The sequence below is a fragment of the Nonomuraea sp. NPDC050536 genome (genome assembly GCF_044457685.1).
GTDB lineage: Bacteria > Actinomycetota > Actinomycetes > Streptosporangiales > Streptosporangiaceae > Nonomuraea.
This window is the reverse complement of the sequence record NZ_JBITHD010000004.1, coordinates 128,551-144,445: the sequence shown is the minus strand read 5'-3', so window position 1 is coordinate 144,445 and position 15,895 is coordinate 128,551. Positions and strand designations below refer to the sequence as shown.

Here is a 15,895-nt window from a genome sequence, read left to right as displayed (position 1 = left end):
CCTCAGCGCCCGGCCAGGCTGCGGGCGCGGGCGCGGATCGCCTCTTCCGCCGCGTGGACGGCCGCGCGGCGGGTTGCCGCATCCGCGCTCAGCTCGGCGGCCTGCTCACGGACGCGTTCGATCATGGGGGTCATGGCTGACGGCGCGGCTCCGCCCAGGCCGGTGCGCGAGCCGACCAGAGCCTCCGGCGTGAGCGTCGCCTGCAGCTGCGCGTCGTCGAGCTGCCAGCGGTTTCCGGTGACCTCGCCGGCGGCGTGCGCGATCGCCTGCGCGTCCAGTGCGGCGCTGTGCCGTACGGCGTGCTGGACGACCCGGTGCGCGGTGCGGTAGTCGGTGTCGAAGCGTCGCATGAGCAGCTCCGCCAGGTCGGCGGCCTGGGTGAAGCCCGTGTCCAGGGCCTGGCGCATGCGTGCCGCGTCGGCCTCCAGCGTGCGGATCACCCCGCTCGTCAGGCGTGTGGCCCGGTGGGTGAGGTCCAGGGCTCGTGGCAGCTCGCCGTACAGGTAGACGAGGTTGTCGCTGCGCGCCGACGGTGTCTTGATGACGGCGGTCAGGCCGGTCAGGCGGCCCAGCATGATGCCCGCGGATCCGCGGATGACCGTCAGGGCGTACGGGTTGCGCTTGTGCGGCATCGCGATGCTGGGGCGGCCGTAGGCCTCGGCCAGGCCGACGAAGCCGAACTCGGCGCTGGCGAAGATCTCCAGGTCTTCGGCGAGCTTGTCCTGGGTGAGCAGCAGGCTCGTGGCCGCGGCCAGGACGTGCATGAACGGGTCGGTCTGCCACATGGCATCGCGGGTGTGCGTGATCGCGCGGTCGAATCCGAGTGCCCGGGCCGTCGCCTCCCGATCGTCGAGGATCGGCGAGCCGTTGGCCGCCCCTGCCCCGGCAAGGCCGGCGTTGACGTGGCCGTATTCGGCGATCAGGCGTACCGCGTCGCGCAGGACGGGATCGGCGAAGGACAGCAGATAGTGCCCGAAGGTGGTCGGCTGGGCCTGCTGCAGGTAGGTGTAGTCGGGCATGAGCGTGCCCAGATGCCGCTCCGCCTGGCCGGCGAGGGTCGAGGCCAGGGTGGAGGCGGCTTCGACCAGGTCCAGGATCTGGGTGCGCACCCGGATGCGGAAGGCGGTGCGCACCGCCTCGCGGCGGGTGCGTCCTGCCCGCAGCCACCCCGCGTCCTCACCGATCCGCGCCAGCAGGTGCAGTTCGCGTGACGCGTACGGCTCGCCGTGGCGGGGGTCGTAGCCGACGGCGTCGGCGGGCATGGCGGCCAGGTCGAGCAGCGCGCCCAGCAGCGGGCCGCGTACCCGGTCGGGGAGGATACCCCGGTCGGAGAGCTCGACACCGTGCGCCAGGTCGGCCAGGCCCAGCGCATGGTGAAGCCACGGCGCGTCGGCCATCTCCCAGCTGTGGCCCGCCGCCACCAGTTCCTCCGCGGGCCCGCCGGTCATGTCGCCGCCTCGGCCAGCAGGTCAAGCGCGCCGGGAAGGCCGCCGGTGTGCCACAGCACGATGGGGGCCTGCTCCCGTCGCGCCCGCAGCCCCGCGACCGCGGCCAGCGCCTTGGTGCCGTACTTGGCGTCGAACAGGACGCCGTCGGCACGCAACGCGGCCAGCATGATCTGCACGTCCCGATCGCCGGCCGGTTCGGTGGCGTCGATCAGCTCCCAGTCGGTGACCGCTTCGTGGCCCATACGCGCGACCAGGCCGAGGATCTCGCTTCGGATCTGCGGCAGCGGCCGGCTGACCGACACGCCGTAGACGCGCCACCTGGCCGCGATGACGGCCCGCCCGGCCAGCAAACCGGCGATCGAGGCCCCTGACCCCACCGGCAGCACGACGACCGCCTCGTCGAAGGCCAGTTGCGCGGCCAGCTCCCGCGCGGCGTGCGCGAAGCCGAGCGCGCCGACGGGCGTGGCACCGCCGCGGGGGACCGCATAGGGAGTGCGCCCGTGATCACGCAGGTACGCGGCGCGCTCGTCGATCAGCTTGTCGAGCTCGGCCCTGTCGACGCCGGTGTAGAGCACCTTGGCTTCCGAACAGCTCACCATCTGCAAGGTGGCGGGCGCCTGTTGCCCGGCCGCGCCGGAAACCAGAACCTCGCATTCCATGCCGCACACCGAGGCCGCCAGCGCCGCCCCCGCGATGAAGTTGGAGCCCGGAGAACCTCCCGTGACCAGCACGTCCGCCCCGCGCGCCAGGGCATCGCCCAGCAGGTACTCCAGGGCCCGCGCCTTCGCCCCGGCCAGCCCGAACCCGGTGAGATCATCGCGTTTGAGGTACATGCCGGCGAACTGCTGCAGCGGCGTGGGCAGCAGGGCCAGGGGGCGGCGCGGAGGGCTCATCGCGGGGCCTCCGGAGTGCCGCGGGCGACCACCGCGTCGACCATGGCCGCCGCGGTGGCCAGTGCGGTGGCCAGTTCCGGGTGCGCGGTCCAGCGTGCCAGGTCGGCAGGGTCGGCCACGCCTCGGGAGGCGAGCGCGGTCACCAGGTCGGCGTCCGCGCGCAGCGCCTCGTGCAGCAGGTCCTGTGCACGGTGCTTGCCCAGGTGCCGCGACAGCTCCGCCAGGACGCGTTCCGACGCCCAGCCGCTTCTGTGGAGGTTTTCCGCCATGCGGCCGGTGTCGACGACCAGGCCGTCGACGAGGTCGGCGGCCAGGGCCGCGGCCGTGCCCGCCGCGAGCGCGACATCGGGCAGGGCCGCCCATTCGGCCTTCCAGGCGCGCCCGTCCCGTTCGTGCCCGCTGACCATGCCTTCGACCAGGACGCCGGATGCCGCCCGCGCCAGCCGGGCCAGGGTGTCCAGGTGCTCGCTGATCTCGGGATTGCGCTTGTGCGGCATGGTGATGCTGCCCACGGTGGCCTGCGCCGTACGCTCGCGTAGCTCTGCGATCTCCGGTCGTTGCAGCTCGTAGACCTCGTTGCCGATACGGGCGAGCGTGGCGGCGGCCATGCTCAGAGTCGTGCCGAATTCGGCCACGCGGTCGCGCGCCGAGGTCCATGACATGAGCGGATCGTGCAGCCCGAGCCGGGCGCAGAACAGTTTCCGCAGCTGCAGGCCATGCGGCTCGAAGAAGCCCAGCGCGCCGACCGCGCCGGCGAGCTGGCCCACCGACCAGCGCCGGCCGCCCTCACCAAGGCGGACGATATGGCGTCCGACCTCGTCGGCCCAGGTCGCGACCTTGAAGCCGAAGGTGATCGGGGCGCCCGGCTGGCCGTGGGTGCGTCCCGCCATGACCGTGTCGCGGTGCCGGGCGGCCAGCCGCAGCAATGACCCGTGCGTCCTGACCAGGTCGTCCGCGACGAGCCGGCCGGTGTCTCGCATCACCAGCCCGAACCAGGTGTCGGTCAGATCCTGGACGGTGGCGCCGTAGTAGACGTACTCCCGTGCGGGCTCGGGCAGCAGCCGTTGCAGCCCGCGGATGAGCCCCAGCGTGGAATGCGAGGTTCGCCGGGTCTCAGCGGCCACGAACTCCAGGTCGAGGCGCTCTGCCCGGGCATGCTCGGCGATCTGCCCGGCCGCCTTTTCCGGGATCAGCCCGAGCTCTGCCTGCGCCGCGGCCAGCGCGGCCAGGATGTCCAGCCAGGTCTGCAGCCGCCCGTCGAAGACTGCCCTGAGCTGCGGCGTCGTCCACAGATGGGCGTACTCGGCCGATTCGGTCAGACGGGTCGCCATGATGGCTCCCATCTGCGCGCCACAACCTCCAGCGCCTGACGTACCTGGCCCAGTGTGGCGCCCCAGGGCACGACGACCGCCCCGTCGGCATGCTCGATGCGGTCCTCGAGCATGCAGCACTTGGTGAGCGTCGCAACGCCGGGATCGCGGGTGCGCAACCTCGGGCAGATCTCCACCGTCGCCGGACGCTCGCCGTAGAACCAGTCGTGAATCTCACGCGACCTGGCACAGCCGAGCAGCGTCCACTGCTGAAACGGCGGTCGCTGGTCCAGGTAGAGGGTGGGAACCCCGGCGACACTCACGCCTGAACCGCCGCACGGCAGCAGGTAGCGGGAGGCCGGCGCCTGCGAGGCGAGCTGCTGGAAGGTGACCGTGTCGGCCACCGGCACGATCGGCGGCAGGTCCTCTGCCACGTCCAGCACGCGCCGCACCTGGTCGACCAGCTTGGGCGGCTGCGGCGGCACGATCTCCTGTACGGCCAGCAGCAGCGGGTCGGGATCGACGATGAAGCTGACATGCCCGTACCTGCCCTCGACCACCACGGCCCGCACCCCCGGAGCCAGCGACAGCGCGATCCTGGCCAGCGTGGAGGGCACCGCCGTGTCGGCCTCCGGCGCCACGACGTACGCGCACTCCCCCGGCGGCGCGATGACCTCGACCGAGGCGATCGGCGAGAACAGCGGCTCGTCCGACTCCTTCTCCACCCGCAGCAGTGCCGTACCGCCCTGGTCGTCGCGGACCACGAGGAACCGGGTGCGCCGGTAGGCCTCCCGCCCCACGAACAACCGCCGCAGATCGCCGGGCCTGCCGACGTGTGCCACGGACACGCCGCGGTAGGCGCTCGGGACCAGGTTCGAGGTCATGGAGGCTCGTTGAGCGACAGCGCGGCGGTGTCGGCTCTCAGTCCCAGCCGGAGGGTGGCCAGCGGGAGCACGTCGTCGGGCGCGATGTTGGCGAGGTTGACCGCGGGGCCGAACCGGTTGATCAGCCAGGCCTGCTGAGCCGTGCGGGGAGCCTCGAACATCACCCGCCCGGCACCGGCCGCGCTGACAGCGGCTTCGATGATGTCCTGCCGGGGAAGGCCCGACCCGTCGTAGATGCCGACCGTCCCGCTCTCGCGGCCTTCCGTGACGATCCAGGTGGCACCGGCGGCCAGGTCTTCAGCGATCTCGTCCTGCCACTGGGCCGCCGACAGCGCGGCTGCCGGGTTCTTGACCCCGGTCTCGGCGTACACGGTGAAAGCGTGGCCGGCTTTCTTGATGAGCTCCCGCTTGTCGTCCAGGGCCATCTCCACGACCCCCCGGGACACCTCGACGGCGTCGAATCCGGTGCGCTCCGCCCAGGCAAGGCATTCGTCTGCTCTGCCCTGTGACCAGGCGATTTCGAGCAACGTGCCACCCAGGCAGCTGCTGACCTGATGGGCGCGCAGCAGGCGAAGCTTGCGGTGCAGGCCGCGATCGAGGTAGGCGATGCCCCAGCCGAACTTCCAGACGTCGATGTGCTCACCGGTCAGCTCGAGGGCGCCGGCGACGGCGTCGGGAGTCAGGCCCTTGTCAAGGACGTGGGTGCGGCCCCACCCGCGCGGCTTGCCGGGCATGGTGGGCAGTGAGAGGAAACCAGGCCCCACGTCTTCTATGTTACGATGTGTGTTTACTTTGCGACAAGAGGTGGCCTTATGGCCGAACTCGACGACGTCATCGCAGCAGTGACGAACAGCCCGGCGATCACAGCGAAACGCTCGATCGGGCTGGTGTCGGAGGTGCTCGGCCCCTCCGGATGGGTCGAAGGGCCCGGCGATGACGGCGCCGCCCTGGACGTGCACGGCAGCACGGTCATCGCCTGCGGTGAGGCACTGTGGCCCCCGTTCGTGCGCGCCGACCCCTTCGGTGCGGGCGTGGCAGCCGTGCTGACCAACGTCAACGACGTGGCCGCGATGGGCGGCCTGCCCCTGGGAATCGTGGACACGGTCGTCGCCGACGAGCCCACCGCGCGCACCGCCCTGGAGGGCATGCGTTACGCCTCGCAGCTGTATGACGTGCCGATCATCGGCGGCCACCTCACGATCTGCGACGCCACTCCGTCGATCTCCGCTTTCGCCGTCGGGTCCGCGGATGCCCTGCTGTCCACCACGCACGTGCGCCCCGGACAGGACCTGGTCGTGGCCGCCTGCACCGAAGGCTCCATGCGTGCGGACTTCCCGTTCTTCCCCTCCTTCGACGAGCGCGGCCAGGATCTCGCCGACGACATCCGCCTGCTGGCCGAGATCGCCGGAAAGGACCTGGCGGTGGCGGCCAAGGACATCAGCATGGCCGGCCTGGTCGGCTCCCTGGCCATGCTCCTGGAATGGGGCACGTTCGGCGCGGACATCGCCCTGGGCGATCTCCCCGCGCCCCGGGACGTGCCGCTGGCGCGGTGGTGCACGTGTTTCCCGTGTTACGGCTTTCTGCTGACCTGCGAGCCCGGCCAGACCGGCTCATGTGTGCACGCCTTCACCTCCCGTGGCCTGTCGGCGGCCAGGGTCGGCAGCATCGACGCAACCGGCGTGATCACCCTGAGCGCCGACGGCCTGGCGCTGCCGGCCTTCGACCTGACGGCCAAGCAGGTGACCGGCCTGAGCCGCCGGGAAGACTAGGCCGGGCCGGCGGCGGTGTGGGTGCGGGGGCGCCTGGTGTCCACGTTGCCGGTCAAGGCGTTGAGCAGGCCGGGTAGCTCTGCCACGGTTTCGTCGGGCAGGCCGGTCACGGTCTCCTCCGCCAGCGCGCACCACAGCTGCTTGATCTGCTCGGCCAGAGCCTTGCCACTGTCGGTGAGTTCGACGATGGTGGCGCGCTTGTCGGTGGGGGCGGGTGTGCGGCGGATGTGGCCGGTGGCTTCGAGCTTGCGGGTCATGAGCGTGACGCTGGGCGGCTCGCAGCCGAGCGCCTCGCTGAGCTGGGCCTGGATCCTCGGGCCGGTCCGGGCCAGCTCGAGCAGCAGCGCCTCCTGCCCGGGATGCAGGCCCAGCGGGGCCAGCAGCGCCGCGGCCCTGGCCCGATGACGCAGGCTCAGCAGGCGGATGGCCTGGTTGAGGGCGTCGGCTTGCTCGAAGTCCACGGGCTCTCCTTGACAGATTAGTTATGTGCATAACATTATGCGCGTAACTAATTCTACATGACATCGAGGGAACCGCCATGACCGTGAAGGTCGCTGTCATCTACTACAGCGCGACAGGCACCGTGCACGCACTCGCGCAGGCGATCGCCGAGGGCGCCGCCTCGACCGGAAGCCAGGTGCGGCTGCGCCGGGTCGCCGAATTGGCACCCGACAGCGCGATCGATGAGAACCCGCAGTGGCGGCGGCACGCCGACGCCACCACGTCGATCGACCAGGCTTCGGTGGAGGACCTGGCGTGGGCCGACGCGTTCGCGTTCGGAACGCCGACCCGGTTCGGCGCGCCGGCCGCGCAGCTCAAGCAGTTCATCGACCAGGCCGGCGGGCTGTGGCGGGAAGGCGGGCTGGCCGACAAGCCGGTGACGGCCTTCACCTCGGCGTACAACCGGCACGGCGGCAGCGAGGCCACGATCTTGTCGCTGGGCAATGTCTTCTACCACTGGGGGTCGCTGATCGTCCCGCCCGGATTCACCGATCCGGTCGTGTACGCCGCCGGCGGCAACCCCTACGGCACGTCGTTCGCGACCGGCCCGTCCAACGGAGACGGTCCCGATGCCGCGGCGCTGGAAGCGGCCAGGTACCAGGGACGGCGGCTGGCCGAGATCACGATCCGGCTGCTGGAGGGCAGCCGCGTCACCGATCCCGCCGCGACGACCTTCCAGACAGCGTGAACAGCGCCCTCCCCCAGCGGGCCGGCACCAGCACCGCGACTCGGCGGGCCGGCTCCACCTGGATGATCATGGCGCTGGTGTGTACCAGCCAGTTCATGGTGATCCTGGACGCCTCCATCGTCAACGTCGCCCTCCCCTCGATCCGCCAGGAACTCGGCTTCACGCCCACCGGCCTGCCCTGGGTGGTGAACGGCTACCTGCTCACCTTCGCCGGCTTCATGCTGCTGGGTGGCCGCGCCGCCGACCTGTTCGGCCATCGCCGGATGCTGGCCGCCGGGCTGTTGTTGTTCTCCGCCTCGAGCCTGGCCGGCGGCCTGGCGACCACTCCTGAGATCCTGGTGGCGGCCCGCCTCGCGCAGGGCATGGGAGCCGCCATGCTGGCCCCGGCGACGCTGGCCGTCATCAACACCAGCTTCACCGAGGCCAACGCCCGTGCCCGGGCCTTCGGCGCATGGTCTGCCGCGGGCGGAGTGGGCGGCATGGCCGGCGCGGTCGTGGGCGGCGCCTTCACCACCGGCCTGTCGTGGCGGTGGGTCTTCCTCATCAACGTGCCGATCGGCGCGGTGCTGATCGTCGTGGCCATGACGTCGCTGGCCGCCACGCGAACCGGCCGGCGGGAATCGCTCGACCTCACCGGCGCGATCACCGGGACGGCCGGGCTGGCCGCGCTGATCTACGGGGTCATGCAGAGCGCCGATCACGACTGGACCTCCGTACTGGTCGCCGGGCCGGTCGTGGTGGGCCTGCTCCTGCTCGTCGTCTTCACCGTGGTGGAGGCGCGGTTCGCCGCCCAGCCGATGATGCCCCTGCGGCTGTTCGGACTCCGGGGGGTGGCCGTCGGCAACGGCATGCTGCTGCTGTTCGGCGGGATCGGCATCGCGATGTGGTACTTCACGTCGCTGTTGCTGCAGAACGTCCTCGGATACAGCGCGCTGCAAGCCGGGCTCGGGCAGACACCCGCGGCGGTGACGTTCGTGGTGATCGCGCGATCGGCCGCCGCCCTGCTGCCGCGAACCGGGGTGCGCCCTCTGGTGCTGGCCGGCTGCGCCTGTTTCGTGGCCGGTTTCGGCTGGCTCGCCCAGGCCCACGCCGACAGCGGCTACGTCACCAGCGTGCTCGGGCCCACGCTGCTCATCGCGGTGGGCATCGGGCTGACCTTCCCCACCCTCATGGCCGCGGCGACCGCCGGCGCTCCCGAGGGCGACGCGGGGACCGTCGGCGGCCTGGCCAACACCGCCAGCCAGGTAGGCGGGTCGCTGGGCCTGGCGGTGCTCGCGCCGGCCGCCGGCGCCAGAGCCGCGATGGAGGCCGGCGGGACTTCCCCGGCCGCCCTCGCCGCCGGCTACGACCTGGTCTTCCTCATGGCGGCCGGGCTCGCCCTGGCCATCGCGGCGCTCACCTTGCTCCTGCCCCGGCACCGGCCTCCTGGGGTGGGGCGTGCATGAGGGACACCCGGTGCGAGGTGCCGGGAATATGCCCCTAAGGTAGAGATCATGAAGATTCGGGCGGGCGGGCCGGCGGACGTGGCGGCGGTGCTGGGCATGTTCGACAGCGCGGTGGCGTGGCTGGTCTCGCAGGGCCGGACCGGGCAGTGGGGCAGCGAGCCGTTCACCGGCAACGCCAAGCGCACCGCCCAGGTCGAGGAGTGGGCCGGCAGCGGCGGGATGCGGATCGCCGAGCTCGACGGCCGGCCCGCCGGCTGCGTGACCGTGGGAGCGCCGCTGGCCTACGTCGAGCCCGCGCCCGAGCCGGAGCTGTACGTGCAGGGCCTGGTCACCGACCAGCGTTTCGCCGGGCACGGGGTGGGCCGGGCGCTGCTGGACTGGGCCGCCGAAGAGGCGCGCCGACGCGGCGTCGCCCTGCTAAGGGTCGACTGCTACGCCGGCGACGACGGCAAGCTCGTCGGCTACTACGAAAGCTGCGGCTTCGTCCGCGAAGCCACCTTCACCGTCGGCCAGTGGCCGGGGCAGCTCCTGCAGCGCCGGATCGCCTGATCAGGACTTCTTGTACAGGGCGCTGCCCTTCTTCCACTGCTTGAAGGGCAGCTGCCAGAAGCCCCAGCCGTTGTTCCATTCCAGCTCGCGAGTGGTGCCGGTGATGATGACGACGTCGGCGCGCTGGAAGTGGTCGTAGAACCACTTGGCCTGGTCGGGGCGTGCGTTGATGCAGCCGTGGGAGACGTTGGAGCGGCCCTGGGCCCAGACGTTGTCCTTGGCGTGGACGTACTCGCCGGAGCTGGAGATGCGCACGGCGTGGTCGATCATGACGTCGTAGTAGCCGGGGTCGCCCTTCTTGCGGCCGGGCGAGATCATCCGGACCGGATTGCCGCGCTCCATCGTCAGGTGGACGCCGTTGGTGGTGGTGTACTCGCGGGTGGTGGCCATACCGGCGCTGATGCGCATGGTCTGGATCTTCTTGCCGTCCTTGTACACGTACATCATGTGCTTCTTGACGTCCACCTTGCTGATCATCTGGGCGCCGATCTTCAGCGTGGCGGTGCTGTTGCTGACCCCGTACAGGCCCTTGCCGGCCTTGACGCCGTTGAGGTTGGCGTTGAAGCGGACCTTCTGGTGGGCCGGCCAGTACTTGGCGGTGCGGTAGATGACGACGGTGTCGCTGATCCAGCGCCAGGCGCCGGTGGCCGGCTTCTCCGCCTTGATCTGCAGGGCGCGCTCGACGGCGGCCTTCTGGTCGACGGGCTGGTTGAAGGTGACGATGATCGGCGCCCCCACGCCGACCGTCTCACCCTTGGCGGCCGGGGTGACGTCGGCCACGGCCAGCTCCCGCTCGGGCTTGAGCGTCTTGAACTTGCTGGTGGTGGTGGTGACGCCGGACTTGGCCGAGACGGTGTAGGAGCTGGCCACGCGCAGCGTGCCGGTGGAGACCCACCTGGTCTTGTCGGCGTTGAAGCGGCCCTGCACGGTCTTGCCGCCGCTTTCGGCGCTGACCTCGTCCAGCGTGCCACCGGAGGCCGTCACGACGATCTTCTTGGCCGGATCCACCTTGGCAGTGCCCTCGGCGGGCGTGATGGTGATCGCCGGCGCCTGCGGGCTGGCCGAGGCGGTCGCATCGTCGGGTGCGCCGGGCGTTCGGGTGGCGGCGTTGCCGCTCGTGCACGATGCCGTCAGTGCCGCCGCGGCGAGCAGCGCGATACCGGCGGCAGGTTTCCGCCAAGCGGGCGCAACGTTCAACTCAGATCTCTCCCCCATAACAGCAAAGCGCACCTAGAGCACCTTAATGCTCCTACATGGAAGACGCGGAATCATTTAGGAGAGTTCGGTCACATTTCGATCACTTGGCGCAGTCAAGCGCAGGTCAAGGTGTCCTATTCTGGGCCGATGGCCGTGCTCACGCCCCAGGCGTCCGTCCCCCACACCGCCGCGGGTGCGAGGCTGGCCTGGCTGGACGCGCTGCGCGGGATCGCGGCGCTGGCGGTGGTCTACGAGCACGCCCTGGGGCCGCTGCTGCCGGAGGCGCGCCAGGCCGGCGGGCCCTACTTCGCGCCCGGCTGGTACGGGGTGCTGGTGTTCTTCCTGGTCAGCGGCTACGTGGTGCCCGCCTCACTGGAGCGGCGCGGCGATCTGCGCGGCTTCTGGATCTCGCGCGGGTTCCGGCTGTATCCGCTGTGGGCGGCGTGCATGGTGGGCGTGCTGGCGCTTTCGGCCGCCGGGGTGCTCCAGGTGCCCTCGGCCGGGCCCGTCACCTCGGCGCTGGCCCACCTGACGATGCTGCAGGACCTGCTGGGCGTGCCGCGGGTGCTGAACGTGCTGTGGACGCTGTCCTACGAGATGGCCTTCTACCTGCTGCTGACGGCGCTGTTCAGGCTCGGCTGGCACCGGCGCAGCCTGAGCGCCGCGCTCGCCTTCACCGCCGTCGCCGTCGCCGGGGCGGGGCTGCTGCCGACCTCGCTGTTCGCCGGCAACGTGCCCCTGACGTTGGCGGTGGCGCTGGCGTTGGTGGCGGCCGGGCTGGCCGGGGTCCTGTACGGCGGGCCGCACGCGCGCCGGGTGGCGGCGGCGGCGCTGGCGGTGACCGTGGTGGTGCTGCTGGCCTGCAACGGCCACTTCCCCGCCTGGCAGAGCCTGATCATCCTGGCCACCATGTTCTCCGGCACCGTGCTGTACCGGGCCGAACGCGGCGAGCTGACCTGGTTTTCGGCGGCGTGGGTGGTGCTGGTGCCGTTCGCCGCCTGGGCGCTGGACGCCTCGGGCCCCACCCGGGTCGCCACGCTGGCGGCCTGGGCCACCTTCGCCGCCGGGATGCTGCTTCGGCACCGCCGCGTGCCGGGTGTGCTGGCCTGGCTGGGGCTGGTGTCGTACTCGGTGTACCTGCTGCATCCGCTGCTGCTGCACAGCGTGGACGCGCTGCTGCCCGACACCGGGGTGGCGCTCGGGTGGCGGCTGGCGATCCTGGCCGCCGCGCTGGCGGCGCTGCTCGGGCTGTCGGCGCTGACCTGGCGCTGGGTGGAGCTACCCGGCCAGCGCCTGGGCGCCCGCCTGCGCAAACGCCTGCCCCCCGGACGCGACTGACGGGGGACTGCGCGCCGTACCGGAAGGAAGTCGCGGCTGACGGCGCGCGCCGTACCCGAGGCAGTCAGCGGGTGGGCGGGGTGAGGCGGTGGGTCAGGCCCGTGTGGCGGCGGCCGGCGCCCTTGGTGCGGATGGCCTGCGCGAGCGCGCGGCGCGAGCCGACGATGACCACCAGCTTCTTGGCCCGGGTGATGGCGGTGTAGAGCAGGTTGCGCTGCAGCATCATCCACGCGCTCGTGGCCAGCGGCACGACCACACACGGGTATTCGCTGCCCTGGGAGCGGTGGATGGACACCGCGTAGGCGTGGGCCAGCTCGTCCAGCTCGTCGAAGGCGTAGTCGACGCTTTCGTCCTCGTCGGTCAGCACGGTCAGCTTGTGCTCGTCGGGCTGCAGCGCGGTGACGATGCCGACGGTGCCGTTGAACACGCCCGCGGCGCCCTTGTCGTAGTTGTTGCGCAGCTGGGTGACCTTGTCGCCGACGCGGAAGACCCGCCCGCCGTAGCGGCGCTCGGGCATGCCCTCGCGGGCGGGGGTGAGAGCCTCCTGCAGCGCCAGGTTGAGGGCGCCGGCGCCGGCCGCGCCGCGGTGCATGGGGGCCAGCACCTGGATGTCGCGGCGCGGGTCGAGGCGGAACTTGCGCGGGATGCGCCGGGCCACCACGTCCACGGTCAGCTCGGCGATCTCCTCCGGCTCTTCTGCGGGGAACAGGAAGAAGTCGCTCATGCCCTGCAGGATCGGGTGGTGGCCGGTGTTGACGCGGTGGGCGTTGACCACGACGCCTGACTCCTGGGCCTGGCGGAAGATCTGCGTCAGCCGTACCCGGGGGATGTCCTCGGCGGCCAGCAGGTCCTTGAGCACCTCGCCGGCGCCGACCGAGGGCAGCTGGTCGACGTCGCCCACGAACAGCAGGTGCGCGCCGGGCGCCACGGCCTTGACCAGCTTGTTGGCCAGCAGCAGGTCCAGCATCGAGGCCTCGTCGACCACGACCAGGTCGGCGTCCAGGGGGTTGTCGCGGTCGAAGGTGGCCTCGCCGCCCGGCCGCAGCTGCAGCAGGCGGTGCACGGTGGTGGCCTCGTGGCCGGTCAGCTCGGCCAGCCGTTTGGCGGCGCGGCCGGTGGGGGCGGCCAGGATGACGCGGGCGCGCTTGGCGCGGGCCAGCAGCACGATGGAGCGCACCGTGAAGCTCTTGCCGCAGCCGGGTCCGCCGGTCAGCACCGCCACCTTCTGCGTCAGCGCCAGCCGTACCGCCTGGCGCTGCTCGGCGGCCAGCTCGGCGCCGGTCTTGCCGTGCAGCCACTCCTCGGCGCGGGTCCAGTCGACGTCGGCGAAGGCGTTCAGGCGGTCACCCTTGGCGTGCAGCAGCGACAGCAGGCCGGAGGCCAGCGACAGCTCGGCGCGTTGGAAGGGCACCAGATAGACGGCAGGGACGGTGCCCTCGGCGGCGGGGACGTCCTCGCGCACGACCTCCTCGTCCCTGACCGACTCCTCCAGGCAGGTGGTGACCAGCTCGGGCGGCACGTCGAGGATCTTGACGGCGTCGGCGACCAGGTTGGGCGCGGGCAGGTAGCAGTGGCCGTCGTCGGCGGCCTGCGACAGCGTGTAGCGCAGGCCCGCCTTGACCCGCTGCGGGCTGTCGTGCGGGATGCCGACGGCCTGGGCGATGGTGTCGGCGGTCTTGAAGCCGATCCCCCACACCTCGTCGGCCAGCCGGTACGGCTCGCCGCGCACCACGTCGATCGAGCGCTCGCCGTACTGCTTGAAGATGCGCACGGCGATGGAGGTGGACACGCCCACGCCCTGCAGGAAGATCATCACCTCTTTGATGATCTTCTGTTCCTCCCACGCGGCGCCGATCATCTTGGTCCGCTTGGGGCCCAGGCCCGGCACCTCGACCAGGCGTTCGGGGCTCTTCTCGATCACCTCGAGGGTGTCGGTGCCGAAGTGGGCGACGATGCGCTCGGCCATCTTCGGGCCGATCCCCTTGATCAGGCCCGAGCCGAGGTAGCGCTGGATGCCCTGGATCGTGGCCGGCAGCACGGTGGTGTAGGACCACACCTCGAACTGGCGGCCGTAGCGCGGGTGGGAGCCCCACCGGCCCGTCAGCCGCAGCGACTCCCCCACCTGCGCCCCCAGCAGCGGGCCGACCACGGTCAGCAGGTCGCTGCCGGAGCGGTCGGTGGCCACCCGGGCGATGGTGTAGCCGGTCTCCTCGTTGGCGTAGGTGATCCGCTCGAGGACCGCCTCGAGCACGCTGCCCGGGGGGCGGTCGTCAGCCATGGCCAGCATTATGCCCGGGCCGGGCGACAGGCTCAGTCGATGTGGATCAGGTCCGGTCCGATGAGCTCGCCCTGGTGGGGTTGGGGGTGGGCCTGGTCGTGGTAGTAGTGGCCGGCGTACCAGACCACCACGTTGGCGCCGTTGATCGGTTCGCCGTTCAGGAAGCGGTTGAGGGCGGCGCGGTCGCGCGGCCCGGGGTTGCCGTCCTCCAGCTCGGCCGGGTGGTGGCGCAGGAACCACAGGTCCGACACGCCGTAGGCGTCGGCGGTGGAGTCGAACTCGCCGGGGTGGATCTGGTAGCCGTGGCCGGTGGCCTTGTCGCGCACCTGCCAGTACTTGGCCGGCGGGCGGCGCCGGCGCGAGGTCTCGCGCACGATGGTCACCGGCTCCGGGATGATCGAGCCCGTCTCGTCGATCTCCTCCACCACGTCGGCGGCCGCGCCGTCGATGTCGAAGTCGAAGCGCCAGTAGGCGTGGTGGCGGTGCACCTTGCACGTCATCGGGTTGGCCGTGGCGGCGAAGCCGAAGCGCGGCTTGATGGTGCCGTCGTCGGCCAGCCGCCAGTCGCTGGCGTAGCGGTACCAGCCGGCCGCGATCTCGCTGACGATGCGCAGCTCCTGCCCGTCATGGTGGAAGGCCACCCCCTGGAAGTTGCCCGCGTCGCTGTCGGGCCGCTCCAGGATCGTGCGCGGCGACTCCGCGCACAGCCGCCACCCCCACCCGACCGGATCCTGGCCGGTGGCCGAGAAGCGGGTTTCGAAACTGGCGTCGTCGCGGAAGGTGGTGCCCTCCTCGTACTCCACGTTCAGGATCGGCACGTGCGCCTGCCGCAGCACCAGCCGGCCGCGGTAGCGCACCTCGCGCAGCTCCACCCCGGAGCCGACGCCCGGGTTCTGCGGCGCCGAGGCTCGCGGGCGCACCACCAGCAGGTTCCACAGCTCCGTATCCCCGCGCAGCACGCGCACCCGCACCTGGTCCGGGCCGCCCCGGTCGGCCAGCGACTCCACGCCCTCCGGCACGCTGTGCTCGCAGTCGTGATGTGCCCGCACGTCGATCCCGCGCGGCGTCCAGTCCACGGTACGGCCGGCCACATCGACCGCCACGATCCGGTGCCGCACCCCCGTCGGGTCGGAGGGGGTGTAGATGCCCAGCGTGGGGCGGCGCACGGTGGTGCCGTCGGGGTTCTCCAGGTCGGCCAGCGGCGGCATCGGCCGGTAGACCACCACGCCCTCGCCCTCGGGGAAGGCCGGATCGGCCCGCAGGATCTGCGCGGCCTCGGCGAGCTCTCGCCTGCCGGGCTGGGGACGGTCGGCGCTGTGACGCACCTCGGCCTGCTCCGGTTGGTCCAGGCTGCCGCGCAGCTCGACGGCCCGGTTGGCCGCCGGGTCGAACACCGTGGCTCGGAAGGCGGCACCCGGCCCGGGATCGTGGCCGAGCGCGGCGGCGAAGGGGACGTGCAGGTGCCGCGGGTCGGTGACCTCCAGAGCCGCCAGCGCCTCCGGATGCCCGGCCAGCGCCTGCCGCAGGCGCTCGGCGCTCAGACCTGCGCGCGGCACGGCTTCGATGATGATGCGGACGCCCTCGCCCATGGTGGT

The 15,895-nt window shown here is 71.6% G+C and carries 14 protein-coding genes; 5 read left to right on the top strand and 9 right to left on the bottom strand.

The features are described from left to right. Positions 1 to 2: 2 nt before the first annotated feature. From ACIBHX_RS13750 to ACIBHX_RS13730, 5 genes are read right to left on the bottom strand one after another with little or no spacing between them, the layout of a single operon-like run. Positions 3 to 1,448, bottom strand: a complete 1,446-nt coding sequence (locus ACIBHX_RS13750) for a lyase family protein (RefSeq protein WP_397067309.1) — start codon at positions 1,446 to 1,448, stop codon at positions 3 to 5. Next, positions 1,445 to 2,341, bottom strand: a complete 897-nt coding sequence (locus ACIBHX_RS13745) for a 1-aminocyclopropane-1-carboxylate deaminase/D-cysteine desulfhydrase (RefSeq protein WP_397067307.1) — start codon at positions 2,339 to 2,341, stop codon at positions 1,445 to 1,447. Before ACIBHX_RS13745 ends, ACIBHX_RS13750 begins: the two co-directional genes overlap by 4 nt. Further along, positions 2,338 to 3,672: a lyase family protein gene (locus ACIBHX_RS13740; RefSeq protein ID WP_397067305.1), complete on the bottom strand. Its 1,335-nt coding sequence runs from the start codon at positions 3,670 to 3,672 to the stop codon at positions 2,338 to 2,340. Before ACIBHX_RS13740 ends, ACIBHX_RS13745 begins: the two co-directional genes overlap by 4 nt. Next, positions 3,657 to 4,535 carry a hypothetical protein gene (locus ACIBHX_RS13735; RefSeq protein ID WP_397067303.1) on the bottom strand — a complete coding sequence of 293 codons (879 nt, stop codon included), beginning with the start codon at positions 4,533 to 4,535 and terminating at the stop codon, positions 3,657 to 3,659. Before ACIBHX_RS13735 ends, ACIBHX_RS13740 begins: the two co-directional genes overlap by 16 nt. Next, the gene (locus ACIBHX_RS13730) at positions 4,532 to 5,299 is read right to left on the bottom strand and encodes a phosphosulfolactate synthase (RefSeq protein ID WP_397067301.1); all 768 of its coding nucleotides are present in this window, start codon (positions 5,297 to 5,299) and stop codon (positions 4,532 to 4,534) included. The genes ACIBHX_RS13735 and ACIBHX_RS13730 overlap by 4 nt, the downstream gene beginning before the upstream one ends. 48 nt (positions 5,300 to 5,347) lie before the next feature. Between ACIBHX_RS13730 and ACIBHX_RS13725 the strand changes: the two genes are divergently transcribed. Continuing rightward, positions 5,348 to 6,304 (top strand): AIR synthase related protein, encoded by a 957-nt coding sequence (locus ACIBHX_RS13725; protein ID WP_397067299.1) that lies wholly within the window; start codon positions 5,348 to 5,350, stop codon positions 6,302 to 6,304. On the opposite strand, the gene ACIBHX_RS13720 is transcribed toward ACIBHX_RS13725, so the two are convergent. Further along, positions 6,301 to 6,765 (bottom strand): MarR family winged helix-turn-helix transcriptional regulator, encoded by a 465-nt coding sequence (locus ACIBHX_RS13720; protein WP_397067297.1) that lies wholly within the window; start codon positions 6,763 to 6,765, stop codon positions 6,301 to 6,303. The genes ACIBHX_RS13725 and ACIBHX_RS13720 overlap by 4 nt on opposite strands. A gap of 77 nt (positions 6,766 to 6,842) precedes the next feature. Here ACIBHX_RS13720 and wrbA point away from each other — a divergent pair, with 77 nt between their 5' ends. The 3 genes from wrbA to ACIBHX_RS13705 are packed head-to-tail and all read left to right on the top strand — an operon-like array spanning position 6,843 to position 9,487. Continuing rightward, positions 6,843 to 7,493: an NAD(P)H:quinone oxidoreductase gene (gene wrbA, locus ACIBHX_RS13715; protein ID WP_397067295.1), complete on the top strand. Its 651-nt coding sequence runs from the start codon at positions 6,843 to 6,845 to the stop codon at positions 7,491 to 7,493. After that, on the top strand, positions 7,490 to 8,938 hold the full coding sequence (locus tag ACIBHX_RS13710) for an MFS transporter (RefSeq protein ID WP_397067293.1): 1,449 nt from the start codon (positions 7,490 to 7,492) through the stop codon (positions 8,936 to 8,938). The genes wrbA and ACIBHX_RS13710 overlap by 4 nt, the downstream gene beginning before the upstream one ends. Before the next feature lie 48 nt (positions 8,939 to 8,986). Next, complete coding sequence (locus ACIBHX_RS13705) at positions 8,987 to 9,487, top strand: GNAT family N-acetyltransferase (RefSeq protein WP_397067291.1); 501 nt, start codon at positions 8,987 to 8,989, stop codon at positions 9,485 to 9,487. On the opposite strand, the gene ACIBHX_RS13700 is transcribed toward ACIBHX_RS13705, so the two are convergent. Next, positions 9,488 to 10,684 carry an Ig-like domain-containing protein gene (locus ACIBHX_RS13700; RefSeq protein ID WP_397067289.1) on the bottom strand — a complete coding sequence of 399 codons (1,197 nt, stop codon included), beginning with the start codon at positions 10,682 to 10,684 and terminating at the stop codon, positions 9,488 to 9,490. A gap of 147 nt (positions 10,685 to 10,831) precedes the next feature. On the opposite strand from ACIBHX_RS13700, the gene ACIBHX_RS13695 reads away from it, so the two are divergent. Then, positions 10,832 to 12,022 carry an acyltransferase family protein gene (locus tag ACIBHX_RS13695; RefSeq protein ID WP_397067287.1) on the top strand — a complete coding sequence of 397 codons (1,191 nt, stop codon included), beginning with the start codon at positions 10,832 to 10,834 and terminating at the stop codon, positions 12,020 to 12,022. A gap of 64 nt (positions 12,023 to 12,086) precedes the next feature. Here the strand turns inward: ACIBHX_RS13695 and ACIBHX_RS13690 are convergent, their stop codons facing one another. Together ACIBHX_RS13690 and ACIBHX_RS13685 are read right to left on the bottom strand one after the other, a co-directional pair. Beyond that, positions 12,087 to 14,300, bottom strand: a complete 2,214-nt coding sequence (locus ACIBHX_RS13690) for an ATP-dependent RecD-like DNA helicase (RefSeq protein WP_397067285.1) — start codon at positions 14,298 to 14,300, stop codon at positions 12,087 to 12,089. Positions 14,301 to 14,332: 32 nt separating this feature from the next. Further along, on the bottom strand, positions 14,333 to 15,889 hold the full coding sequence (locus ACIBHX_RS13685) for a hypothetical protein (RefSeq protein ID WP_397067283.1): 1,557 nt from the start codon (positions 15,887 to 15,889) through the stop codon (positions 14,333 to 14,335). Positions 15,890 to 15,895: the final 6 nt, after the last annotated feature.